Genomic DNA, 23,050 nt, shown 5'->3' with positions numbered 1-23,050 from the left:
TCCCCGTGCTCTCTCCCCTCGTACGGACCCTGACCATCCTCGCCAGCGACCTCCGGCCCGGTGACGTGATCGCCGTGGGCGGCATCCCGCACCGCGTCCGGGACGTGCGGGAGGTGTACCCCGCCCGTAAGCGCGTGGAGTTCGAGGACGGGAACGCCTACGTCGTCGCCCGGACCAGGACCATCGACGTCACCCGCTGCTACGAACCCCCGCCCCCGCCCCCGTCCCCGTCCATCCCGCGTGGCGGCAGGGGCGGGCGGCGGCGGTCGGGGGTGTCGCTGTAGTCGGGGGGTTCGGCGGCGGGGTGTTCGGCGAGGAGGTCGAGGGCTGTGCGGACGGCCTCGTCCAGGATCGTGTAGCGGCCCTCGGCCCAGTCCAGGGGCGTGCGCACCGTCTCGATGTCCGGGGCCACCCCGTGGTTCTCGACGGACCACCCGTACGCGTCGAACCAGGCCGCGTTCATCGGCACCGTGATCACCGTGCCGTCCACCAGCCGGTGCCGCCCCGTCATGCCGACGACCCCGCCCCAGGTGCGTGCCCCGACGACCGGGCCCAGGCCCAGCAGGCGGAAGGCGGCGGTGATCATGTCGCCGTCGGAGGAGGTGCCCTCGTCGGCGAGGGCGACGAGCGGGCCCCGGGGCGCGTTGCTGGCGTAGCTGACGGGCTGTGCGTCGCGGGCGAGGTCCCAGCCGAGGATGGTGCGGGTCAGCTTCTCGACCACCAGCTCGCTGATGTGCCCGCCCGCGTTGCCGCGTACGTCCACGATCAGCGCGGGCCTGGCCACCTCCATCCGCAGGTCCCGGTTGAACTGGGCCCAGCCAGAGCCGCCCATGTCGGGGATGTGGAGGTAGCCGCACTTGCCGCCGCTCAGCTCGCGGACGACCTCGCGCCGCCTGGCCACCCAGTCCTGGTAGCGCAGCGGGCGCTCGTCGACGAGGGGGACGACGGCGATACGGCGCGGCGGCAGCACCCTCGCCAGGGGCTCCTCGGCCTCTTCCGCCCCGTCCGCCCCGTCCGGGAGCGCCGGAGCGCCCGGGTCCACGGGGACGAAGGACAGCTCCACCGTCGTCCCCCCTGCCGCAGCCAGCAGCGGCGCGGGACCGGTCACCGGATCGACGGGCCGACCGTCGATGTGCGTGAGGACGGCGCCCTCCCTGATGCCCGAACCCGCCAGGGGCGAGCGCGCCTTGGAGTCCGAGGAGTTGCCGGGCAGGATGCGTGCCACGCGCCACTCGCCGCTGGGCGTGCGCGCGAAGTCGGCGCCCAGGAGCCCGATGGGGCGCTGGTAGTGGGGCGGGCCCTCGTTGCGCCGCGCGGGTGCCACGTACGCGTGCGACGTGCCCAGCTCGCCCATCACCTCCCGCAGCAGATCGGCGAACTCGTCAGGGGAGGCGACCCGTTCGACCAGCGGACGGTACTGCTCCAGCACCGCGTCCCAGTCGATGCCGCACATCTCCGGCTCCCAGAAGTAGGCGCGGATCAGCCGCCCCGCCTCCGCGTACGCCTGCCGCCACTCGGCCGCCGGGTCCACGTCGTGGAGGATGCGGCGCAGGTCGATGAACGTCGTCGAGTCGGCGTCGGGCGTCTCGAACGAGGGCACCGCGCGCAGCTCGCCCTCCGCGTTGAGCACCAGCCGTGAACCGTCGCCGCTCAGCGCGAACCAGTCCACGTCCGCCGTGAGTTCGGTGCGCTTGGCCTTGACGAGGTCGAAGTGTTCGAGGGTGGGCCGCCCCGACATGTCCGCCGGGTTGGCGAACGTCTCGCCCAGCGCGCCCGAGATCGGGAACCGCAGCCAGATGAGGCCGCCGCCCGAGACGGGGCGCAGCGCCGAGTACTTCGACGCCGTCACCGGGAACGGCGTGACCCTGCTCGCCAGCCCCTCCGCCTCCACCAGCACGGACCCGTACCCGCCGCCGCTGTCCATGGGGTCCAGGCCGCCAGCCGCCGGGCGGCCCTCCGGGGACAGCGCGAAGGGCGAGGGCGTCGCGGAGGACAGGGGGACGAGGTACGGGCGGCAGCCGAGCGGGAAGGAGAGGTCGCCGGTGTGCACGTCGTAGACGGGGTCGAAGCCGCGCCAGGAGAGGAACGCCAGGTAGCGGCCGTCGCGCGTGAACACCGGCTGCTCGTCCTCGAACCGGCCGTCCGTCACGTCCAGGACGGGGCCCGCGCCGCCGACGGGGCCCTTCCCGTCCAGCTTCGCGATCTTGATCTGGCTGAGCGAGCGCCCGACGCCCGGATGCGCCCAGGCCAGCCAGCGCGAGTCGGGGGAGAAGGCGAGGTCGTGCACGGGGCCGTTGAGGGAGCGGATCAGCTCGGTGACGGTGAAGCGGGGCACCGTCGCATCATCCGGCTCGGGCTGCTCGGGCTGCGCGGCCTTCTCCGGCTGCTCCGGCTGCGCAGCCTGCTCCGGCCGCTCCGGCTGCTCGGGTTCCGGCGCGGGCGCGACGTCCGCCCTGCGCAGCACGGGGCCCTTGCCCGCGCCCGCCGCGCCCGCCGCGCCCGCCCCGCCCGCCCCGCCCGTCGATCCCGCCGCGCCGTCCTCCGCGCTCAGCTCGCGCAGATCCACCAGCAGGAGCCGCCCGTCGTGCGACGCGACGGCGAGCGTCTCGCCGTCGGGCGAGGCGACCAGCTCGCGTACCCTCCCGAGCAGCCCGGCGGCCAGCCTCCGCGGCGGGCGCGGACGCATCGCGCGCGGCAGGTCCGCGATCTCGACGGCGTCCTCGCCGTCCGCGTCCGTCACGTAAGCGATCCGCCCCGTGTCCCCCAGCATCTCCGGCATCCGCACCCGCACGCCCGGAGTGTCGGCGATGGTGCGCGCGGGGCCGTCGCGGTGGGTGAGCCAGTAGAGGCTGCCGCGTACGCAGACGGCGCTGGCCCGCCCCGTCGGGTCCACGGCGAGGGAGTCGACGTTGGCGGCGGCAGGCACCTGGTACGTACGGCGGCCCGCGCGCGGTCCGCCCAGCCGGACGTCGAGGCGGCGCGGGGTGCCGGTGCGCGAGAAGTCGTCGACGAGCCAGAGGTCGCCCGCGCACTGGTAGACGACGCGGCGTCCGTCGGTGGACGCGTGGCGGGCGTAGAAGTCCGCGTGGTCGGTGTGCCGTCGCAGGTCGGAGCCGTCGGGGCGGCAGGAGTACAGGTTGCCGACGCCCTCGTGGTCCGAGAGGAACGCGATCCGCGACCCCACGAACATCACCGAGTCCAGATGCCCCCCGATCCCCGGCAGCACCTCGTCCCCGTGCAGCCACAGCTTCCCCATGGCCCCGCCCCGGTACCGCTTCCAGGCGGCCGGTTCGTGCGGGGGCTTGCCGGTGAGCAGCAGCGTCCTGCGCTCCCCGTCCAGCTCGGCGACGGCGATGTCCGCGACGGGCCCCCACGGCAGGCGGCTGCCGGGGCTGCCGTCGGTGGGCAAGCGGTAGGACCACGTGTAGTACGAGAAGGGCATCCCGTGCGACGCGACGGCGAGGATGTCCCCCTCGGGCGTCCACCCGCACACGCGGGTGTCGCGGGCTCCCCAGTAGGTGAGCCGCCGCGCGGGGCCGCCGTCCACGGGCGCGAGATAGACCTCGGGGTCGAGGCTGCGCCAGTTGGTGTACGCGATGTGCGTGCCGTCGGGCGAGAAGCGCGGGGTGCCGATGCGCGTCCTGTCCACGGTCAGCCGCCAGGGGCGCGCCTTGCGGTCGGTGGCCGACGGGGAGGACGGGGGCGCGGTGTTGGACATGTCGGGGTCCGGGACGAGGGGCGCGACCCAGAGGTCGTCCTCGGCGACGAAGCAGATGAGGTCGCCGTGCAGATGCGGGTACCGGAGATAGACGTCCCCCTGCGTTCCCTCAGCCACGGGTTCCCCCACGGCCACATGCCATCGCGTATCCCGTCGAGGAAGAAGCCGGACATCGTGCTGGATGCGCCATGAAAGGTATGTTTCGCGGCGAACCGCCCTCCGGCAACTCGTACGGTTCACCCTCACCCTGTGACGTACCCCTCATTACGCGCCCGCGCTCACCCTCCTCGTGCGAGGCGGCGTCTTTTGGCATGAGCTGACACCCGTGGCACGACCGTGGCCCCCCACCCGGGACGTCAGCCTCCGTTTTCGTCTTCCGTCCATACCGATCCGAGACCGGAGAGACACGCTCGTGGCCACGTTCCTGTACAAGCTCGGCAGACTCGCCTTCCGGCGGCGCCGCTTCGTCGCCCTCATATGGGTGGCGCTGCTCGTCGCCGCCGGAGTGGGCGCCTCCACCGCTTCCAGTCCACCGGACGACGACTTCGCGCTCCCCGGCACGGAGGCCCAGAAAGCCTTCGACCTCCTGGAGGACCGCTTCCCCGACGCCAACGCCGACGGCGCCACGGCCCGCATGGTCTTCCGCGCACCGAACGGCGAGAAGATCACGGCCACCGACAACAGGGCCGCCGTCCAGGAGACGGTGAAGGAGCTGGGCGACGGCGGGCAGGCCGCCGCCGTCTCCGACCCGTTCGCGCCGAAGAGCGGCGCCGTCAGCAAGGACGGCACCACCGCCTACGCCTCGGTGACCTACAAGGTCGCCACCACCGACCTCACCGACGCCACCCGCGAGGGCATCGAGGACGCGGCCCAGCACGGGCGCGACGCGGGGCTGACCGTCGAGACGGGCGGCGACGCGCTGCTGACCGAGCCCGACATGGGCAACGGCGAGATCTTCGGCATCGCCGTCGCCGCCGTCGTCCTCGTCCTCACCTTCGGCTCGCTGGTGGCGGCCGGGCTGCCGCTGATCACGGCGCTGATCGGCGTCATGATCGGCATCTCGGGCATCGCCGTGCTGGGCTCGCCGCTCGGCCTGTCGGCCAACACCACCACCCTGGCGATGATGATCGGCCTCGCGGTCGGCATCGACTACGCCCTGTTCATCGCCTCCCGCTACCGCGCCGAACTGGTCGGGGGCCGGGAGCGTGAGGAGGCCGCTGGCCGGGCCGTGGGCACGGCGGGCTCCGCCGTCGTGTTCGCCGGGCTGACGGTGGTCATCGCGCTCGCGGGACTCGCCGTCGTCAACATCCCGGTCCTCACCAAGATGGGCCTCGCCGCAGCGGGAACCGTCGTCATCGCCGTCCTCGTGGCGATCACGCTGGTGCCCGCCGCGCTCGGCCTCGTCGGCAAGCGCATCTACGGGCGCAAGGTGCGCAAGGCCAACCCCGGGACCGGGGTACCGGCCCGGCGCGCCGAGGGCGCCAGGCCCCCGGCGGGCGCGCGCTGGGCGGGTTTCGTGCTGCGCCGTCCGCTGATGGTGCTCGCCGTGGCCGTACTGGGCCTCGGCGCCATCGCCGTACCGGCCGCGAGCATGCAGCTCGGCCTGCCCGACGAGGGCAACCAGCCCGCGGACACCACGCAGCGCAAGGCGTACGACCTGCTGTCCGACGGCTTCGGGCCCGGCTTCAACGGGCCGCTGATGGTGGTCGTCGACACCCGGCAGAGCGACGATCCGAAGGCGGCGGCGCGTGAGGTCGGCGAGCGGGTCGCGAAGACCGACGGCGTCGTGGCCGCCGCGCCGCCCGTTTTCAACAAGACCGGCGACACCGCGACCCTCACCGCCATCCCGGAGTCGGGGCCGAGCAGCACGGAGACCGAGGACATCGTCCACGCCATCCGCGACCAGGCGGGTCAGATCGAGTCCGCGACGGGCGCGAAGGTGCTGGTCTCGGGCGCGACGGCCGTCACCATCGACTTCTCCCAGGTGATGAACGACGCGCTCGTGCCCTACCTGGCGCTCGTCGTCGGGCTGGCCTTCCTGCTGCTGATGCTCGTCTTCCGCTCCGTGCTCGTCCCGCTGAAGGCCGCGCTCGGCTTCCTGCTGTCGGTCCTGGCGGCGCTGGGTGCCGTGGTGGCCGTCTTCCAGTGGGGCTGGCTGGCGGGGCTGATCGGCGTCGAGCAGACCGGGCCGATCATGAGCATGATGCCGATCTTCATGGTCGGGGTCATCTTCGGCCTGGCGATGGACTACGAGGTCTTCCTGGTGACGCGCATGCGCGAGGCGTATGTGCACGGGGAGGGGCCGGGGCAGGCCGTCATCACCGGGTTCGAGCTGGGTGCCCGCGTCGTCACGGCGGCCGCGGTGATCATGATCAGCGTCTTCGCGGGCTTCATCGGGGCCTCGGAAGCGATGATCAAGATGATGGGCTTCGGCCTCGCCGTCGCGATCCTCTTCGACGCGTTCGTGGTGCGGATGGCCATCGTCCCGGCCGTGCTCGCGCTGCTGGGCAAGAAGGCGTGGTGGCTGCCGGGCCGGCTCGACCGCATCCTCCCGAACGTCGACGTGGAGGGCGAGAAGCTGCGCCGGCGGCTGGAGGCAGAAGCGCCCAAGGGGGCCGACGGTGACGGGTCCGGCGAGTCCCGCGGGCCCGCACCGAAGCCGTGGATCCCGAGGCAGCGCGACCACGAGTCGAGCGGGGTCTGACGGGCCCCGGTCCGACGGGCCCCTGTCCGACGGGGGCCGAGGGGGGCCCGGTGCGATGCGCCGGGTCCCTCGCGCCGCCCGGCCGGTACGTCCGCCCGGCTCAGGCGGCTACGGCGTGGTGGCCGTCTCCCAGCGGGAGGCGGCGGCCCGCGCCCGCGAAGGGCGCATCGCCAGCACGGCCATGTCGTCCCTGACGTGGCCGTCCGTGTGCGCGTGCACGTCGCGGCGCAGGTGCCGGACCAGCTCTGCGGGGGTGCTCGCGGCGTACGGGGCCAGCCGCCGCACGGGGTCGTAGAAGGCGCCCCGCGCGTCGCGGGCCTCGGTCGTGCCGTCCGTCATCAGCAGGAGCGTGGCATCCTCGGGGAAGGCCAGCGCGACGGTACCGGCCGCACCCCGCGCCGGGGCCAGCGCCCGCAGCCCGAGGGGCAGACCGGGCCGCACCGGCTTCAGCGCCCGTACGGTGCCGTGCCCGGACGGGTGTCCAGGGAGCCCGGGGCGCAGCAGCAGGGGCGCGGGGTGGCCCCGGTTGAGCAGGCGCAGCACGCCGGTCACGGGGCTCAGCTCGGCCGCCACGACGGAGGCGAAGTGCTCGTCGGCCAGCGGCCCCTCGCGGCGCGAGGTGTGCCGGAGCATGGCCTGTTCCAGCATGTCGACGAGGGTGTGCAGCGTGGGCGCGCGGTGCGCGGCCGTGCGGAACGCGCCGAGCAGCGCGTTCGCGCCCCCGGCCGCCTCCGGGCCCTTGCCGCGTACGTCGCCGATCAGCAGCCGCAGCCCGTACGGGGTGTCGGCCGTCGCGTGCAGGTCGCCGCCGTCACGGCCCGCGGCGACGCCGGGGGCGCCAGGGGTGCCGGGGGCGTTCGCCGGTGCGGGTGCCGTCGCCAGGGGCGGCGTCGGCGGTGTCGGGGGCGTCGGCGGGGCGCCGGGGCGGCCGTGGGTCAGGTGTCCGGTGGCCATGGCTACACACCCCTGAGCAGTGCGGCGAGCCCGCGTTCGAGCCCGAGCCGCAGGGGTTCCTTGCCGGGGGCCACGACGTCGTACGAGCGCAGCAGGAAGTGCCGCAGATCCGCGCTGCGGAACTCCAGCAGGGCGACGCCCTCCGGCGAGCGCAGCTCGATCACCGTACGGTCGGGTCCACAGGGCCAGACGTGCACGTCGCCGTCGCCCGAGGGGGCGCGCAGCCCCTCGATCAGCAGATCGCGGGCGAAGGCCCAGGTCACCTCGGCCCCGTCGAGGGACGCGTCGGCGGGGAAGACGAGCCGGACGGCGAGCGGGTCGCCACCGTCGTACCGGAGGGCAGCGCTCAGCGTCCGCCCGGCGGGCGGCTGAGCGATCAGGCGTGCCTGTGCGATGTGGTCGATGACTGCGGACATCGTCTGCTCCTCTGGGGGTCGGGGGCGCCGGAGCCGCACAGCTCCGTGTTGCCCCTTCGACCTGTGAGACGCGTGGTGCATTACGGGGGTCACCCGGAAAACGGGGTGAGCTGTGCCACAGGGCTGGCGGAATGTGACCTATGCCACCTCTAAATGGGTCAAATGGCACTTACGGTTTAAGTCGCACCAGCCAAGGGAGTTTCCTGCCATGAACGACCCCCGACACCGCGCCGAGGGGGCCGAAGCCGAGGCCGCCGCCGATACCGGCACCGGTGCTGTCTCCGACGCGCAGGCGTACGCGCGCGTCTACGAGGAGGAGCACCCCGGGCTCGTCTCCTACGCGCGCACCCTGACGGCCAACCCCTGGCTGGCCGAGGACCTGGTCGCCGAGGCCCACTTCCGGGTCTGGCGGCGGATCTCCTCGGGGTACGAGGTCGAGAACGTCCCCGCCTACCTCCGTACCGTCGTGCGCAACCTCGCCCTGACGGTCGGTGCGGCGCAGGCCCGCGAGACCCCGCGCGGGCTGGGCCCGGGGTCCGGGCCGGGCGCCGGGCCCGGCGGTGACCCGGGGCAGCGGGTCGCTTACGTGGACCTGCTGGCCAGGGTGCTGGAGCAGCTTCCCGAGCGGCAGGTGAAGGCGCTGTGGCTGGCCGAGGCGGAGGACCAGCCGCTGGAGGCGGTGGGCCGCACGCTCGGCTCCAGCCGCAACGCGACGGCCGTCCTGCTGCACCGGGCCCGCGAAGGGCTGCGCCAGGGGTTCCTGCGCCAGCAGCCCGGCACCCCGAGGGACGCCGCCTGCGCCGCGCACTGGGAGCGGCTGCCCGCGCATGTGCGGGGCATGGGCTCCGACCGTGCCACCCGTGACCTGGAGCGGCACCTGGGGGAGTGCGCCGACTGCCGGGAGCGGATGGCGCTGCTGATGCGCGCGAACGACAGGCTGCCCGCGCTGGTCGGGCCGGCGCTGTTGGTGGTCCTGGCGGGTGGCGGCGCGAAGGTCTGGGCGGCGCTGGCCGGGGCGGGCGCGGCCTCGGGTTCCGGGTCCTCCGGGTCCGGGTCCGGTTCGGCTTCCGGTTCCGGCGGGTCCGGGGTCTCGGGCGTCGTGCTCGGGCCCCTGCGGTTCGCCAGGGAGACGGTCGGGAAGCTGCCGACGCAGGCCACGGTGGGGGTCGTGGGCCTCGCGGCCGTCGGCGCGGTGGCCGTGGCCGGGCTGGCCGTCACGGGGCACGAGCAGCCTGCGGGTGAGCGTGCCCAGGGCTCCGGCGAGTCGACGGCGCCCCCGTCCTCCTCTTACGGGGGTAAGGACGGGTCCGGGGAGCGCACCCCCGGCCCCGGAAGCGCCGGCCCGACGGAGACGAACGGCCACCCGGACACGCGCTACCCCCGCCCGGAGTCCAAGGAGTCCAAGGAGTCCAAGGAGACCGCGCAGCGCCCGGAGTCCACGGAGCCCGAGGACTCGACGGCACCCTCCGGCGGGCCCGCCTCGCGCGAGCCCTCCGACTCCCCTTCGGACCCTCCGTCGAAGTCCCCGTCGAACTCCCCCTCGGACAGCCCCGCGACGGACGGGCCCTCGGACAGCCCGACGCCTGATCCCTCGCGGGACCCGTCGGACTCGCCTTCCGGATCTCCTTCCGGTTCCCCCTCGGAAGAGCCCTCGTCGCCCGCGCCCTCGCCCAGCCCGAGCCACATACCGGAGCAGAGCCCCACGCCGACCGCGCCCACGGGCTCCACGACGGGCTCGGCGACGGCTTCCACGACGGGCTCCGCCGTCGCGCCGCACGGGACGTGCGTCGGCGCACACCCCGTCTACGTGTGCCAGTACCGCTGACGGTCCCGCCCCGCCCCGTCCGGTCCCGGCCCGTCCCACCCCGCTCCGTAGTCGCGCACAAGGCACTCTTGCAAAGGGTTTGCAGGTAGCGACTATCATCAAACGGTTGCGCAGCCAGCCGTCAGAGCTGGGAGTGTCGAGAACCGGAGCGCCGCATGCATGTCCCCGACGGATTCATCAACGCACCCGTATCCGTCGCGACGGGCGTGGTCGCCGCCGGTGCCGTCGCCGTCTCGCTGCGCGGTGCGCGCCGCGAGCTGGACGAGCGGACCGCACCGCTGGCCGGGCTGGTCGCGGCGTTCATCTTCGCCGTGCAGATGCTCAACTTCCCCGTCGCGGCCGGTACGAGCGGCCATCTGCTGGGCGGTGCGCTGGCCGCGATACTCGTCGGCCCGTACACGGGTGTGCTCTGCGTGGCCGTCGTCCTGCTGATGCAGGGCATCCTCTTCGCCGACGGCGGGCTCACCGCGCTGGGCGTCAACATCACGGACATGGGCGTGGTCACCGTCCTCGTCGCGTACGGGATCTTCCGCGGCCTGCTGCGCGTCCTGACGCGCGGCAAGGGCACGGGTCCTGCGCGCAAGGGCGCGGTCACGGCCGCCTCGTTCGTCGCCGCGCTGATATCCGTGCCCGCCGCCGCCGTCGCCTTCACCCTCATCTACGCGCTCGGCGGCACGGCCGACGTCGCGCTCGGCAAGGTCTTCGCCGCGATGGTCGGGGTCCATGTGCTGATCGGCATCGGGGAGGCCGCGATCACGGCGCTGACCGTCGGCGCCGTCGTCGCCGTGCGCCCCGACCTCGTGCACGGCGCGCGGGACGTGATGGCCTCGCCGCTCGCGCTGCGCGTGGTGAGCCCGGCGGCACCCGCGGCCCCCGGCTCGGGCGCTCAGGGCACGCCCCCTGCCGCTTCCGTTCCGGCTTCCGTTCCGGCTTCCGCTTCCACTTCCGCTTCCGGCCCGGACGCGGAGGAGCCCGGCGCGACGGCCACGGGCCGCCGCTCCACGTGGCGGATCTGGCTCGCCGGGCTCGTCGCGGCCCTCGTCTGCGCGGGTGTCGTCAGCTTCTACGCGTCTGCCAGCCCCGACGGGCTGGAGAAGGTCGCCGCCGACAACGGCATCGACAAGAAGGCGGAGGACCACGCCGCCGAGGACTCCCCGCTGGCCGACTACGGCGTCAAGGACATCGCGGACTCCCGCCTCTCGGGCGGCCTCGCGGGCGTCATCGGTGTCGGGGTGACGCTCGCCGTCGGCTCGGGCGTCTTCCTCGTCGTACGCCGCCGCACGGCCGCCGCCGCATCAACGTCACCCTCGGCCACCTCAACTTCCCGGTCCGGAAGCGAACCCGGCCAGGGCGGTCAGGTCTGACATGGGCGCCGGACACGCGCATCTGCTCTACCAGCACGGGCACTCGCCCGTGCACGCCCTGCCGCCGCACTGCAAGCTCGCCGCCGTCCTCTGCTTCGTCGTCGTGGTCGTCTCCACGCCGCGCGAGGCGATGTGGGCCTTCGGGCTGTACGCGGTGCTGCTCGCGGCCGTCGCCGCCGTGGCCCGCGTGGCGCCCGCGCGGGTGCTGAAGCGGATGCTGATCGAGGTGCCGTTCGTCGCCTTCGCCGTGCTGATGCCGTTCGTGGCCGAGGGGCAGCGCACCGAGGTGGACGTGCCTGTGCTGGGGGCGCTGTCGCTGTCCGTGCCGGGGCTGTGGGGCGCGTGGAACGTCCTCGCCAAGGGCACCCTCGGCGTCGCCGCCTCCGTCCTGCTGGCCTCGACGACCGAACTGCGGGAACTCCTCCTCGGACTCCAGCGGCTGCGGCTGCCCCCGCTGCTCGTCCAGATCGCCTCGTTCATGGTCCGCTACGGGGACGTCGTCACCGACGAGATGCGCCGCATGCGCATCGCCCGCCTCTCCCGGGGCTTCGAGGCCCGTGGCGTACGGCAGTGGGGCGTGCTCGCCAAGTCCGCCGGTGCCCTGTTCATCCGCTCCTACGAGCGCGGCGAACGCGTCCACCTCGCCATGGTCAGCCGTGGCTACACCGGCTCGATGCCCGTCATCGACGAGGTGACCGCGTCCGGCGCGCAGTGGCGCCGCGCCGCCGCGCTCCCGCTCTCCGCCCTCGCGATCTGCCTGCTGGGATGGCTGCTGTGACCGACCCGAACCCCCGCCCGAACCCCCGCCCGAACCACCACTCGCACCCCATGTCGCCCCCGACCCCCTCCCTCCAGGTCTCCGGGCTGGCCTACGCGTACCCCGACGGCCACCAGGCACTGTTCGGCGTCGACCTCACCGTCCAGCGGGGCGAGCGCGTCGCGCTGCTCGGCCCCAACGGTGCGGGCAAGACCACCCTCGTCCTCCACCTCAACGGCATCCTCACGGCGGGCGCGGGCTCCGTCACCGTCGCCGGGCTGCCCGTCGGCAAGCGGGACCTGGCCGAGATCCGCCGCCGCGTCGGCATCGTCTTCCAGGACCCCGACGACCAGCTCTTCATGCCGACCGTCCGCGAGGACGTGGCCTTCGGGCCCGCCTCGGCCGGGCTGTGCGGCGCCGAGCTGGAGTCGCGGGTGCACGACGCGCTGGCCCAGGTCGGCATGGCGGCGTACGCGGACCGCCCGCCGCACCACCTCTCGTTCGGGCAGCGCCGCCGCGTCGCCGTGGCCACCGTGCTCGCGATGCGCCCCGAGATCCTCGTCCTCGACGAGCCCTCCTCCAACCTCGACCCGGCCTCGCGCCGCGAACTCGCCGACATCCTGCGCGCCCTGGACGTCACCGTGCTGATGGTCACGCACGACCTCCCGTACGCGCTGGAGCTGTGCCCGCGCTCCGTCGTCCTCAGCGACGGGGTCATCGCGGCGGACGGCGGCACGCAGGAGCTGTTGTGCGACGGCGAGTTGATGGCCGCGCACCGGCTGGAGCTGCCGTTCGGCTTCGACCCGAGGTCGGTCACGGTGCCGGGCGGCCGGTAGCGCGAGCCCGCGCGGGGCCCCGTACGAGTGGGCCTCGGCGACCCGCGCGAGTGGATCGCGTGGGGCCGCGCGAGCGGGCCGTGAGCCCGCCCGGCCGGGGCCCGAAGCCGGTCCCGGTGCGTAACCGCATCAGCGGCCCGTTGCACCATGGATGTCGCACAGCAGACGGAAAGCGGCGGGAGCGAAGAAAACGTGGTCGACGTCCAGGGCACGGTGGCGGACGGTTTTGAACCGGTCCGGGACGCCTTCGTACGCAACTTCGCCGAGCGCGGCGACACCGGCGCGGCCGTGACGGTGCACAGGCACGGGCGCAAGGTCGTGGATCTGTGGGGCGGCACCAAGGGGCCCGACGGGGAGCCGTGGACCCGGGGGACGGCGGTCGTCGTCCGCTCGGCGGGCAAGGGGCCAGCGGCCTCCGTGCCGCACATCCTGCACCAGCGCGGACAGCTCGACCTGGACGCGCCCGTCGGCACCTACTGGCCCGAGTTCAAGGCGAACGGCAAGGAACGCGTGCTGGTACGGCACCTGCTCTCGCATCGCGCCGGAGTGCCCGCGCTCGATGTGCCGCTCACCCCGCAGGAGGCCATCGACGGCGTCAGCGGCCGTCGCGCCCTCGTCGCGCAGACGCCTGCCTGGCAGCCCGGCACCGCGCACGGCTACCACCCGCACACTTTTAGCTGGCTGCTCGGCGAACTCGTGCGGAGGGCGACGGGGCGCTCACTCGGCCGCTGGTTCGCCGAGGAGATCGCCCGCCCGCTCGACCTCGCGCTCTGGTTCGGGCTGCCCGCGTCAGGGCAGTGGCGGGTCGCGCACAGTGAGCGCGTCGAGACGCCGCCCCCGCCGGCGGCCAAGGGGCTGCGCGTGCGGCCCAAGCGCTCCGTCACCGACGCCTACGAGGACCCGGCCTCGCTGACCAGCCGCGCCTTCGGCTCCATCGACCCGCACCCCGACGAGAACGACGTCCCCTACCGCGCCGCCGGACTCCCCGGCTCAGCGGGCATCGCGACGGCCCGCTCCCTCTCCCGCTTCTACGCGGCGCTCATCGGCCCCGTACACGCGGAGCCGGGGACGGGGACGGGGACGGGGACGGAGACGGAGACGCCGGGCGCGGAGCCGGAACCGGAGGCCGCGTGCGCCGGGCGGCGGCTGTTCACCCCGGCGACGCTCACCCAGGCCAGATCCGAGGAGTCCTCGGGCCCCGACCAGGTGCTCGTCGTCTCCACCCGCTTCGGCCTCGGCTTCATGCTGCACGGCCCGGCCTCGCCGATGCTGGGCCCCGGCTCGTTCGGGCACCCGGGGCGCGGCGGCTCGCTGGCCTTCGCCGACCCCGAGACGGGGACAGGATTCGCCTACGTCACCCGCGCGATGCAGCGCTCGGTCACCTCGGACCCGCGCGCCGAGGCCCTCGTACGGGCACTGCGCGCCTGCGGCTGACGGCGCCTGCCGGGCGACGAAGGGAGCGCTACGGGTTCAGCCCGGCGACCAGCCGCCGCGCGTCCTCGGCCTCCAGCCGGATGCCGAAGAGACCGTCCAGCGCCTCGGGTACCTCGCCCGGCGCCAGCTCGCGCGCCTCGCGGGAGCCGTCGAGCGGCCGGGTGGTCGTCAGCGTCAGCCCGTCCAGCACATGCAGCCGGTCGGGCAGCACCCGCTGGATGAAGGGACGCGTGACGAAGGGGGAGCGAGGGTGGGTGGCGACGAAGTGGTTCGCGACCTCGTAGTCGACGGGGTAGCGCGGGTCCGGCGTCGTGCCGTGGCGGTCGAACCAGCGGCCTTCCGCCGCGTCCCACGCGTACAGCATCCAGCCCCGCGCGCCGGGCGTCACCGTGCGCCACTCCAGGCGGTAGCGCCAGTCGTCGGCGCTCGCCTCCGCACCGTCGGCCAGCTCGACCGGGGTGAGCGGGCTGGACCCGAAGCCGACGTCGCACAGCCACACGCGCCCCGTCTCCGGGCCCTCTGCCGTCTCCGCCGTCTCCACGCGCAGCATCGCGTGGGTCTCCGGCTTGACCTTGTCCGAGCCCATCCGCACCCGGCCCATCAGCCCCGTCAGCCCGAAGCCGAAGCGCTCCAGGGCCGCGGCGAAGAGCGTGACGTGCTCGAAGCAGTAGGCGCCGCGTGTGCCGTGCCGACGGTGCACCAGCTTGTCCTGGAGCGCGGCCAGGTCCAGCGGGATGCCGCGGCCGAGGATGATCTCCAGGTTCTCGAACGGGAGCGCCAGCACGTGCGCGCGGTGCAGCTCGCGCAGCGCGTCGAAGGTGGGTGCGCGCTCCCCGCCGTAGCCGATACGGGCCAGGTAGGCGTCCAGGTCGAGCTGTTCGCCGTGCCAGATGCTGTCCACTTCTCGTCCGTCTCGCTCTGCTTGCTCTGCTTGCTCGGTTCGCCTGTCCCGGCCGGTGACCGCGCCCTCCCATGATCAGCGCCCGCCGGGCCCCCGCGCATTCCCGGCCCCTGCCAGGGCCGTGATTCAGGGGTCTCGTACGGGTGATCGGCGCGCGCGTTCTGCGCTAGCCTCGCCCGATGCGGCGATTCGAGGGGTACGCGGCGCTGGTGACGGGCGCGGGGCGGGGGATCGGAGAGGCGATCGCCAGGCGGCTCGCGGACGAGGGCGCGAAGGTGCTGGTGACGGATCTCGACGGGACGCGGGCCGCGAAGGCCGCCGAACGGATCCGTGAGGCGGGCGGCGAGGCCGAGAGCCGCGCTTGCGACGTGGGGGACAGGATCGCCGTCGAGGAGACGGCAGCGCTCGTGGCGAAACGCTTCGGCGGATTCGACGTCCTCGTGAACAACGCCTACTCCTGCCATCCCGACGCCGACTCCTTCGAGGACGCGTCGGACGACAGTTGGCTGCGCGACATGGACATCACCCTGAACGGCGCCTTCCGCTGCTCCCGCGCCGCCATGCCCTATCTGGCGGCGTCCGGGGGCCGGGGTGCCATCGTCAACATCGGCTCCGTCAACGGCAGCCAGGACTTCGGCAACCACGCCTACAGCGCCGCGAAGGCGGGCCTGGCCAGCCTGACCCGCACGCTCGCGGGCCAGAGCGCCCCGCGCGGCGTGCGCGTCAACCTCATCGCGCCCGGCACGGTCGACACGCCCAACTGGGCGGGGAGGGGCGAGGCGCTGGAGCGCGCCGCCGCGGAGTATCCGCTCGGCCGCGTCGGGCACCCCGGCGACATCGCGTCGGCCGCCGCCTTCCTCGCCTCGTCCGACGCCGCCTGGATCACCGGCGTCACCCTCCCCGTGGACGGCGGCCTCACCTTCAGCAACCTCGGCCTCCGCCGCGCCCTGCGCGGCCAGGACCGCGCCTGAGCGGGGGCGCTGCGCTGGGCTGTTCACGAGCCAAGCCGCTGCGCTGGGCCAGCCGGGCGTCGGTCCGTGCTGGCACGGGATGCACTGGTCACGGCCGAGCGGTGAGCTGAGCGGGTCAGCGGGCGGCACGGTGCGCTGATTCCCCGGGGGAGGGGGCCGCAGTAGACGGCATGCGGGACCCGGCCGCTCATCGGCCGATCGGGCACCGGTCCGTGTCGGCATCGGATGCGTCGGGTGCACCGGACATGGGCGCTGGGCCCCGGGCGCGGGGCCGCGGCAGGCGGCGTGCTGGGCCGGGGTGCCGGGGTCCGGTTGTTCACCGGCCGAGCGGGCGTCGGTCCGCGCCGACACCGGATGCACCGGTCATGGCCGACCGGTGGGTTGAGCAGGTGAGCGGGCCGCGCGGTGTGCTGGGTCCCCGGGCGCGGGGCCGCGGCAGGCGGCGTGCTGGGCCGGGGTGCCGGGGTCCGGTTGTTCACCGGCCGAGCGGGCGTCGGTCCGCGCCGACACCGGATGCACCGGTCATGGCCGACCGGTGGGTTGAGCAGGTGAGCGGGCCGCGCGGTGTGCTGGGTCCTCGGGAGCGGGGGCCGCGGCAGGCGGCGTGCTGGGCCGGGGTGCCGGGACCCCCGGGTGCTCACCGGTCGGTCGGGCCGACCGGGCGTCGGCCACGCCGTCGACACCGGAGGCATCGGATGCGCTGGACATGGCTGAGCGGGCCGCACGGCGCGCTGGGCTCCCAGGCGCACGGGTTGCGGCAGACGCATGCTGGGCGGGGCGCCGAGGCCAGCCGCTCACCGGCCGGTCGGGCCGACCGGCCGGCCCCGGGGCCCGGACGGGCAGGGCCGCGCGGCGGCCGTTGCATCGTCCAGGGTCAGTAGTCCGGAGGCTGAGCCCCACCCTGTTGGCCTGTAAATCGAAGGCGGATCGGGCTTCTCGACCTTGGACGCGATCTATTTACGAATCAGGCGAGGACCCGCGCTCCGGGGGCGGGGCCCGTTGCGGGGCGGGCGGTGCGGCAGGTGCGGGAAGCGAGGAGGGACTCGGCGACGGAGGCCGCCGACTCGGCGTCCTTCGCGAGGAACGCGCACGTCGGCCCGGAACCCGAGACCAGCGCGGCCAGCGCACCGGCCGCCGTGCCCGCCTCCAGCGTCTCGGCGAGCGAGGGCCGCAGCGAGACGGCAGCGGCCTGGAGGTCGTTGGAGAGCGCCCCGGCCAGCGTCGCCGCGTCGCCCGTGCGCAGCGCCTCCAGCAGCCTGTCCGACGGCTCGGGCGCGGGGACGTCGGCGACGCCCGCACCCGTACCGGCGCTCTCGCGCAGCCGGTCGCACTCGCCGTAGACGGCCGGTGTGGACAGCCCGCCCTCGGCGACGGCGAACACCCAGTGGAACGACCCGCCGGTCTCCAGCGGCGTCAGCAGCTCGCCCCTGCCCCGCCCCAGCGCGGCCCCGCCCACCAGGCTGAACGGCACGTCGGAGCCCAGTTCGGCGCAGAGCGCGAGCAGCTCGTCCCGCGAGGTGTTCGTACCCCACAGCGTGTCGCAGGCGAGCAGCGCGCCCGCCGCGTCGGCGCTGCCGCCCGCCATGCCGCCCGCGACGGGGATGTCCTTCGCGATGTGCAGGTGCACGCGCGGCTCCAGGCCGTGCCGTGCGGCCAGCGCGTTCGCCGCGCGGGCCGCGAGGTTGGTGCCGTCGAGCGGGATCTCGCCCGCGTCGGGCCCGGAGGCGGTCAGCCGCAGCGCGTCGGCTGGGGTGGCGCTCACCGAGTCGAAGAGGCTGACGGCCAGGAAGACGTTGGCCAGGTCGTGGAAGCCGTCGGCGCGGCGTCCGCCGACCGCCAACTGGACGTTGACCTTGGCCGGTACCCGGACGGTGACGGTGCTGGTCACGCGGCGCTCCCCCTGTGCTTTCCGTTCCGGCCGCTGCGGCCGTTCTCCTCGTGGCTGTTCTCGTGGTGGTTCTCGTGCCCTGTGCCGTGCGCGGCGTCCGTGCCGCCGCCGTCCCCGCTGCCGTCCTCGCGTGCGTACGTACGCCGTCCCCCTTCGCCGGAACCGGAACCCGTGCCGCCGCGCGGCCCGTGCTCGGCGATGGCGGCGAACTCCTCGACCGTCAGCCCCTCGCCCCGCGCCTGGGGCGACACCCCGGCGGCGCGCAGCGCCTCCTCCGCAGCCGCCGCCGAGCCCGCCCAGCCCGCGAGCGCCGCGCGCAGCGTCTTGCGGCGCTGCGCGAACGCCGCGTCGACCACCGTGAAGACCTCGTCCCTGGCCGCGCTCGTGCGCGGCGGCTCGCGGCGTACGAGCGAGACCAGGCCCGAGTCGACGTTGGGCGCGGGCCAGAAGACGTTGCGGCCGATCGCCCCGGCCCGCTTCACCTCGCAGTACCAGGCGGCCTTGACCGACGGCACCCCGTACACCTTCGAACCCGGCGCGGCGGCCAGCCGGTCGGCGACCTCGGACTGGACCATGACGAGCGTGCGCTCGATCGTCGGGAAGACCGCGAGCATGTGCAGCAGCACGGGCACCGCGACGTTGTAGGGCAGGTTGGCGACGAGCGCGGTCGGCGGCGGGCCCGGCAGGTCAGCGGGCCCCACCCGCATCGCGTCGGCGTGCACCAGCGCGAAGCGGCCGGCGCGCTCGGGCAGCCGCGCGCTTACCGTCGCTGGCAGCCCCGCGGCGAGCGCGTCGTCGATCTCGATGGCCGTCACCCGCTCCGCCGTCTCCAGCAGCCCGAGCGTCAGCGAGCCGAGCCCCGGGCCGATCTCGGCCACCACGTCGTCGGCGCGTACACCGGCCGTGCGCACGATCCGGCGGACGGTGTTGGCGTCGATGACGAAGTTCTGGCCGCGCTGCTTGGTGGGGCGCACCCCCAGCGCGTCGGCGAGTTCGCGGATGTCGGCGGCGCCGAGGAGGGGGTCGGCGTGCCCGGCGTCGGGGCCGGGGGCCGGGCCGTCGGAGGGGCCGGGGGCTGGGTCGTCGGGGGCTGCGCTCACCGCGTCAGTTTACGGGCGCGCTCACCGCGTGAGTCGCCGCCCGCAGTGCGGCCACGGGCTCGCGCCCCTGTCCACGTAGAGCTTCTTCGCGCGGAACGTCTGCTCGGCACCCGACGCGTCCTGCGGCCTCCCGCTGCCGCCGAGGCGCCGCCAGGTCTGGGTGTCGAACTGGTACAGCCCGCCGTACGTCCCCGACGGGTCCACCGCGTCCGGCCTGCCGCCCGACTCGCACTGCGCGAGACCGCCCCAGTTGAGATGGTCGGCGCCCGCGACGGACCGCGGCATCGGCTTGGTCCCCACCTTGACGATCCGGGTCTGCGGGCGGCGCACCACCTCGGTACCGATGCGCTTCGGCTTCTCCTCGACGCCGTTCACGGTGCGCAGCCGGTACGTGGTCCGCCTCAGCCCAGGGCGCCCCTGCCGCTCCACGACCTCGGTGCCCTTGTTCAGCGAGGCGTCCTCGCGGCGCACGGTGTCGTACGGGATGCGCTCCTCCTCCACCTTCTGGCCGCCCGTGATGCGCATGACCTTGATGACCTGCCCGTCGCGCGGGAAGCCGTCGAGCGCTACGGACGTGGTGTCGTCGCCCGTCAGCTCGATGCCCGCCTCGTGCAGGGCCTCCTCGACCGTGGCCGCGTTCGTGCGCACGGTGTGCTCGCGGCCGTCGGCGACGAAGGTGACGCCGCGCTCCGTCCGTACGGACAGGTCCAGGCCCCGCCGCGCGATCCGCGCGCCGCGCGACACCGACAGATAGGCGCCCTCGGCGCGCACACCCAACTGGTCGAGCGCGCCGTCCACGGTCCGCGCCGTGGTCCACACCCGGCGTTGGCTGCCGTCGAGTTCGAGGGAGAGGGGGCGGCCGTAGCGCACGGCGATCTCGTCCCCGTTGGCGAGCTGCTCGTGCGGGGACGGCGCGACGATGTCGTGCGCGCCGACCTTCAGGCCCTCGTCCTCCAGCAGTTCGCCGACGTCGTCGGCGAAGGTGTGCAGGGTGCGCGGGGTGCCGTCGACGCTGAGCCGCACCGCCTTGTCGTGCGCGACGAACGCGGAGGTGCCGCCCGCGAGGAACGCGACGACCAGCGCCTGCGGGAGCAGCCGCCGCAGCGCGTCAGGGCGCGGGACCGGTCGCCCCGGTCTCCCCAGGCGCCCCGGTCTCCCGCGCCCCCGTGACCCTGCCGCCGCCTTGCGGGCCGCTGCGCGTCCGCCGCTGGGGGCGACGGGTGGGGCGGCGGGGGGTACGGGGCCGTCGGGTTCGGGCTCGGGTCCGGGCTCCTGGGCCGCCGCGTACCCCTCGTACCCCGCGTACTCCCCGTACGGGTCGGAGGGCTCGGGGGAGTCGTAGTGCGCCCCGTAAGGCTGCGCGTACGCCTGCCCGCGAACCGGCTCCCCGTACTCCCCGTGCCTCCCGACCTGCCCGTACGCGTGCCAGGGGCCTTGCGGCGTCTCGTACAGCGGGCCATACGGTGCGTGCGGCTGACTCACGGCACTCCAAGGTCGTCCGGCAGTGTGGCGGGCCGGGACTGTAGCGGAGTGCGCGTCACTCTCCAAAGCGGCGCGACTACACAGCGTCGCCCATATGGGGGTGCCGACGGCTTCGGCGGCCGGAGGCGGCTTCAGTAGCCGAAGGCGCGCGCCGTGTTCTTGGCGATGTGCTCCGCCAGCACGTCCTCGGACATCCCCTTCGTCTCCGCCATCGCGCGCAGGGTGACCGGAACGAGATACGGCGCGTTGGGCCGTCCGCGGTACGGTGCCGGGGTCAGGAACGGCGCGTCCGTCTCCACCAGCACCAGCTCGGGCGGCGCGACGGCGAGCGCGTCACGCAGCGGCTGGGCGTTCTTGAAGGTGACGTTCCCCGCGAAGGACATGAAGTAGCCCTTGGCCGCGCAGACCTCCGCCATGGCCGCGTCGCCCGAGTAGCAGTGGAAGACGGTCCGCTCCGGCGCGCCCTCCTCGTCGAGGAGGCGCAGCACGTCCTCGTGCGCGTCGCGGTCGTGGATGACCAGGGCCTTGTCCAGGCGCTTCGCGATCTCGACGTGCGCGCGGAACGAGCGCTGCTGCGCGGCGACGCCGTCCTCGCCCGTACGGAAGTAGTCCAGCCCCGTCTCGCCCACGGCCAGCACCTGAGGGAGCGCCGCCAGCTCCTCGATCCCCGCCAGCGCCGCGTCGAGGTCCGGCACCCGGGGCGCCTCGTTGGGGTGCAGCGCGACGGCCGCGTGCACCGACGCGTGAGCGGCGGCGGTCTCGGCGGCCCACCGCGAACGCTCCAGATCGCAGCCGACCTGGACGACCGTGGTGACCCCGACCGAGGCCGCCGCCGCGAGGGCCTCCTCGACTCCGGAGTCCTGCATGTCGAGATGGGTGTGCGAGTCGGCGACCGGCACACGGAGCGGTTCGGGCAGCGGCGGTGCGGGCTGTGCGGTCTTCGGCATGCCCGCGATCATAATTCGTGCCCGCCACGGCCAATTCACCGGATCATGCTGTGGGGGGTTTCACGTGGTGCGAGAGTTTCCTGTGGCGTGAGGTTTTCACGCGGTGCGAGGTTTCACGCGGTGCGCGGGATCACCGGCTGTACGGGAGACCTGTGGTGCGGCAATGCGGCCTCCGCCGTGGAAACCCGGCCCGAACGCATGATCCTCACCAGGTGTCCCTCGCAATTGAGGCACGTGGGGTGAGTGAGCGGGGACGGGACGCGTGCGCCATCCGCGTAGTAGACGATGTGCGGGCGGCCGTCGGCATATTCGAGATGCACTATCTCGTAATCCTGCTCCCAGCCGTGCCCGCAGCGCATGCAGGCGAACGAGTAGGACTCGTGGACCGCGTCACTCGCCTCGCCCCCGCCACTGTTGCCCGTGTGATTCATGGCAGCTCCTCTCTCCGAGCGGGTGGCCCACTTACCAGTGGACTCCCCTTTCCGAGGAAGCGCAGCAGCCTTTCGCGTTATTGGGGCAGATTTGGCCTTCACATAGCGAAGGCGGCCACGGCACGGGTCCGGCTTTGCCTTTAACCGTAGCCCTTTACTCGCCGGTCGGCTTTCCGCCCGTGGAATCGTGCGCGTTCTTTACCGCTACCACCGCATCGAATACGTCACGCTTGGGTACCCCCGCATTCCGCGCGACGGCCGCGATGGCCTCCTTACGGCGTTCCCCCGCCTCCTCGCGCACGGCGACCCTGCGCGCCAGCTCGGCCGCGTCCAGCTCCCCCGGATCCGGCTCCGGGGCGCCCTCGACGACGACGGTGATCTCGCCCCGCACCCCCTCCGCCGCCCAGGCGGCCAGCTCCTTGAGGGGGCCGCGCCTGACCTCCTCGTACGTCTTCGTCATCTCACGGCACACCGCGGCACGCCGCTCCCCGCCCAGCACCTCCGCCATCGCCGCGAGCGCGGCCTCCAGCCGGTGCGGGGACTCGAAATAGACGAGGGTGCGCCGCTCGTCCGCGGCCTCGCGCAGCCGCGCCAGGCGCTCGCCCTGCTTGCGGGGCAGGAACCCCTCGAAGCAGAACCGGTCGACCGGCAGCCCGGACAGTGCCAGCGCCGTCAGCACGGCGGAGGGGCCCGGGACGGCCGTGACCCGCACGCCGCGCTCCACGGCGGCGGCGACCAGCCGGTAGCCGGGGTCCGAGACCGACGGCATCCCGGCGTCGGTGACCAGCAGCACGCGGGCGCCTCCGGCGAGCGCTTCGGCGAGTTCGGGGGTACGGGCCGACTCGTTCCCCTCGAAGTACGACACGATCCTGCCCTCGGGGCGCACGCCGAGTGCCTGCGTCAGCCTGCGCAGGCGGCGGGTGTCCTCGGCGGCGACGATGTCCGCCTCGGCGAGTTCCCTTGCGAGGCGGGGCGGTGCGTCTTCGGCGTCGCCGATGGGGGTCCCTGCGAGTACGAGCGTCCCAGTCACACCCCTATCCTCCCAGGAGGAGGCGGCCGTGGACGCCGGCCCCTGTCGGGGGGTGTTGCGCGGGACGGTCGGCCTCTCAAGTGGGCACCGTAGGGTCCCGCGCTGATTTTTGTGCCGCGTCACGGGGGCGGTGCGCGTGTGGCGGGGCGCCGTTTTCGGGTGCGGGCCGGTGGCTACGGCGCGGCGTATGGTGACGGTGCGATGCGGCTGGCGCCGCGTGGTTCTTGGCTTGTGCCGGTGGTTGTGGGGTTGCTGTGTGGTGGGGGTCGGTGCCGCGCCGGGGTGTCTCCTC

At 74.1% G+C, this 23,050-nt stretch carries 18 protein-coding genes; 8 read left to right on the top strand and 10 right to left on the bottom strand.

Translation table 11 applies throughout. The features are described 5' to 3' along the window. The first annotated feature begins 5 nt into the window (after positions 1–5). A complete protein-coding gene (locus ACYVOO_RS00090) occupies positions 6–284 on the top strand; it encodes a hypothetical protein (protein ID WP_461013592.1) in 279 nt (92 codons plus the stop codon). On the opposite strand, the gene ACYVOO_RS00085 is transcribed toward ACYVOO_RS00090, so the two are convergent. Then, positions 200–3,835, bottom strand: a complete 3,636-nt coding sequence (locus ACYVOO_RS00085; RefSeq protein WP_461013591.1) for a S41 family peptidase — start codon at positions 3,833–3,835, stop codon at positions 200–202. The two genes, ACYVOO_RS00090 and ACYVOO_RS00085, sit on opposite strands and share 85 nt — an antisense overlap. Before the next feature lie 295 nt (positions 3,836–4,130). Here ACYVOO_RS00085 and ACYVOO_RS00080 point away from each other — a divergent pair, with 295 nt between their 5' ends. Further along, the gene (locus ACYVOO_RS00080) at positions 4,131–6,422 is read left to right on the top strand and encodes an MMPL family transporter (protein ID WP_461013590.1); all 2,292 of its coding nucleotides are present in this window, start codon (positions 4,131–4,133) and stop codon (positions 6,420–6,422) included. 108 nt (positions 6,423–6,530) lie between these two features. Here the strand turns inward: ACYVOO_RS00080 and ACYVOO_RS00075 are convergent, their stop codons facing one another. Beyond that, the gene (locus tag ACYVOO_RS00075; RefSeq protein ID WP_461013589.1) at positions 6,531–7,376 is read right to left on the bottom strand and encodes a PP2C family protein-serine/threonine phosphatase; all 846 of its coding nucleotides are present in this window, start codon (positions 7,374–7,376) and stop codon (positions 6,531–6,533) included. Between the two features lie 2 nt (positions 7,377–7,378). Further along, positions 7,379–7,792: an SsgA family sporulation/cell division regulator gene (locus tag ACYVOO_RS00070; protein ID WP_461013588.1), complete on the bottom strand. Its 414-nt coding sequence runs from the start codon at positions 7,790–7,792 to the stop codon at positions 7,379–7,381. Positions 7,793–8,000: 208 nt separating this feature from the next. On the opposite strand from ACYVOO_RS00070, the gene ACYVOO_RS00065 reads away from it, so the two are divergent. The 5 genes from ACYVOO_RS00065 to ACYVOO_RS00045 all read left to right on the top strand — a co-directional run bounded on the left by ACYVOO_RS00065 (position 8,001) and on the right by ACYVOO_RS00045 (position 14,008). Next, positions 8,001–9,617 carry a sigma factor gene (locus ACYVOO_RS00065; protein ID WP_461013587.1) on the top strand — a complete coding sequence of 539 codons (1,617 nt, stop codon included), beginning with the start codon at positions 8,001–8,003 and terminating at the stop codon, positions 9,615–9,617. 155 nt (positions 9,618–9,772) lie between these two features. Continuing rightward, a complete protein-coding gene (locus ACYVOO_RS00060) occupies positions 9,773–10,981 on the top strand; it encodes an energy-coupling factor ABC transporter permease (RefSeq protein WP_461013586.1) in 1,209 nt (402 codons plus the stop codon). A 1-nt stretch (position 10,982) separates the two neighbouring features. Beyond that, positions 10,983–11,759 (top strand): cobalt ECF transporter T component CbiQ, encoded by a 777-nt coding sequence (gene cbiQ, locus ACYVOO_RS00055; protein ID WP_453346245.1) that lies wholly within the window; start codon positions 10,983–10,985, stop codon positions 11,757–11,759. A gap of 50 nt (positions 11,760–11,809) precedes the next feature. Further along, complete coding sequence (locus ACYVOO_RS00050; protein ID WP_461013618.1) at positions 11,810–12,574, top strand: energy-coupling factor ABC transporter ATP-binding protein; 765 nt, start codon at positions 11,810–11,812, stop codon at positions 12,572–12,574. Positions 12,575–12,721: 147 nt separating this feature from the next. Next, entirely contained in the window at positions 12,722–14,008 is a 1,287-nt protein-coding gene (locus ACYVOO_RS00045; RefSeq protein WP_461013585.1) for a serine hydrolase domain-containing protein, read from the top strand. Positions 14,009–14,036: 28 nt separating this feature from the next. On the opposite strand, the gene ACYVOO_RS00040 is transcribed toward ACYVOO_RS00045, so the two are convergent. Beyond that, on the bottom strand, positions 14,037–14,900 hold the full coding sequence (locus ACYVOO_RS00040; RefSeq protein WP_461013617.1) for an arylamine N-acetyltransferase family protein: 864 nt from the start codon (positions 14,898–14,900) through the stop codon (positions 14,037–14,039). Positions 14,901–15,088: 188 nt separating this feature from the next. Here ACYVOO_RS00040 and ACYVOO_RS00035 point away from each other — a divergent pair, with 188 nt between their 5' ends. Beyond that, positions 15,089–15,880 carry an SDR family NAD(P)-dependent oxidoreductase gene (locus tag ACYVOO_RS00035; protein WP_453346248.1) on the top strand — a complete coding sequence of 264 codons (792 nt, stop codon included), beginning with the start codon at positions 15,089–15,091 and terminating at the stop codon, positions 15,878–15,880. 964 nt (positions 15,881–16,844) lie between these two features. Here the strand turns inward: ACYVOO_RS00035 and ACYVOO_RS00030 are convergent. The 6 genes from ACYVOO_RS00030 to rsmI form a co-directional block, all read right to left on the bottom strand. After that, a complete protein-coding gene (locus tag ACYVOO_RS00030; protein WP_461013584.1) occupies positions 16,845–17,768 on the bottom strand; it encodes a 4-(cytidine 5'-diphospho)-2-C-methyl-D-erythritol kinase in 924 nt (307 codons plus the stop codon). Continuing rightward, positions 17,765–18,769 (bottom strand): 16S rRNA (adenine(1518)-N(6)/adenine(1519)-N(6))-dimethyltransferase RsmA, encoded by a 1,005-nt coding sequence (gene rsmA, locus ACYVOO_RS00025; RefSeq protein WP_461013616.1) that lies wholly within the window; start codon positions 18,767–18,769, stop codon positions 17,765–17,767. The genes ACYVOO_RS00030 and rsmA overlap by 4 nt, the downstream gene beginning before the upstream one ends. Before the next feature lie 120 nt (positions 18,770–18,889). Continuing rightward, positions 18,890–20,350, bottom strand: coding sequence for a ubiquitin-like domain-containing protein (locus tag ACYVOO_RS00020; RefSeq protein WP_461013583.1), 1,461 nt, complete (start codon positions 20,348–20,350; stop codon positions 18,890–18,892). Between the two features lie 131 nt (positions 20,351–20,481). Beyond that, positions 20,482–21,297 carry a TatD family hydrolase gene (locus ACYVOO_RS00015; RefSeq protein ID WP_461013582.1) on the bottom strand — a complete coding sequence of 272 codons (816 nt, stop codon included), beginning with the start codon at positions 21,295–21,297 and terminating at the stop codon, positions 20,482–20,484. A gap of 113 nt (positions 21,298–21,410) precedes the next feature. Then, positions 21,411–21,728 carry a hypothetical protein gene (locus ACYVOO_RS00010; RefSeq protein ID WP_461013581.1) on the bottom strand — a complete coding sequence of 106 codons (318 nt, stop codon included), beginning with the start codon at positions 21,726–21,728 and terminating at the stop codon, positions 21,411–21,413. 154 nt (positions 21,729–21,882) lie between these two features. After that, the gene (gene rsmI, locus ACYVOO_RS00005; RefSeq protein ID WP_461013580.1) at positions 21,883–22,758 is read right to left on the bottom strand and encodes a 16S rRNA (cytidine(1402)-2'-O)-methyltransferase; all 876 of its coding nucleotides are present in this window, start codon (positions 22,756–22,758) and stop codon (positions 21,883–21,885) included. Between the last annotated feature and the right edge of the window lie 292 nt (positions 22,759–23,050).

It is taken from the genome of Streptomyces daliensis (assembly GCF_054782395.1).
The sequence above is the reverse complement of the archived record's forward strand: the minus strand, read 5'-3'. Positions and strand labels throughout refer to the sequence as shown.

Coding starts and splice junctions, on each gene's coding strand:
- ACYVOO_RS00075 (WP_461013589.1), bottom strand. CDS start 7,376: ATGGCCACCGGACACCTGACCCACGGCCGCCCCGGCGCCCCGCCGACG.
- ACYVOO_RS00070 (WP_461013588.1), bottom strand. CDS start 7,792: ATGTCCGCAGTCATCGACCACATCGCACAGGCACGCCTGATCGCTCAG.
- ACYVOO_RS00065 (WP_461013587.1), top strand. CDS start 8,001: ATGAACGACCCCCGACACCGCGCCGAGGGGGCCGAAGCCGAGGCCGCC.
- ACYVOO_RS00060 (WP_461013586.1), top strand. CDS start 9,773: ATGCATGTCCCCGACGGATTCATCAACGCACCCGTATCCGTCGCGACG.
- cbiQ (WP_453346245.1), top strand. CDS start 10,983: ATGGGCGCCGGACACGCGCATCTGCTCTACCAGCACGGGCACTCGCCC.
- ACYVOO_RS00050 (WP_461013618.1), top strand. CDS start 11,810: ATGTCGCCCCCGACCCCCTCCCTCCAGGTCTCCGGGCTGGCCTACGCG.
- ACYVOO_RS00045 (WP_461013585.1), top strand. CDS start 12,722: ATGGATGTCGCACAGCAGACGGAAAGCGGCGGGAGCGAAGAAAACGTG.
- ACYVOO_RS00035 (WP_453346248.1), top strand. CDS start 15,089: ATGCGGCGATTCGAGGGGTACGCGGCGCTGGTGACGGGCGCGGGGCGG.
- ACYVOO_RS00015 (WP_461013582.1), bottom strand. CDS start 21,297: ATGCCGAAGACCGCACAGCCCGCACCGCCGCTGCCCGAACCGCTCCGT.
- ACYVOO_RS00010 (WP_461013581.1), bottom strand. CDS start 21,728: ATGAATCACACGGGCAACAGTGGCGGGGGCGAGGCGAGTGACGCGGTC.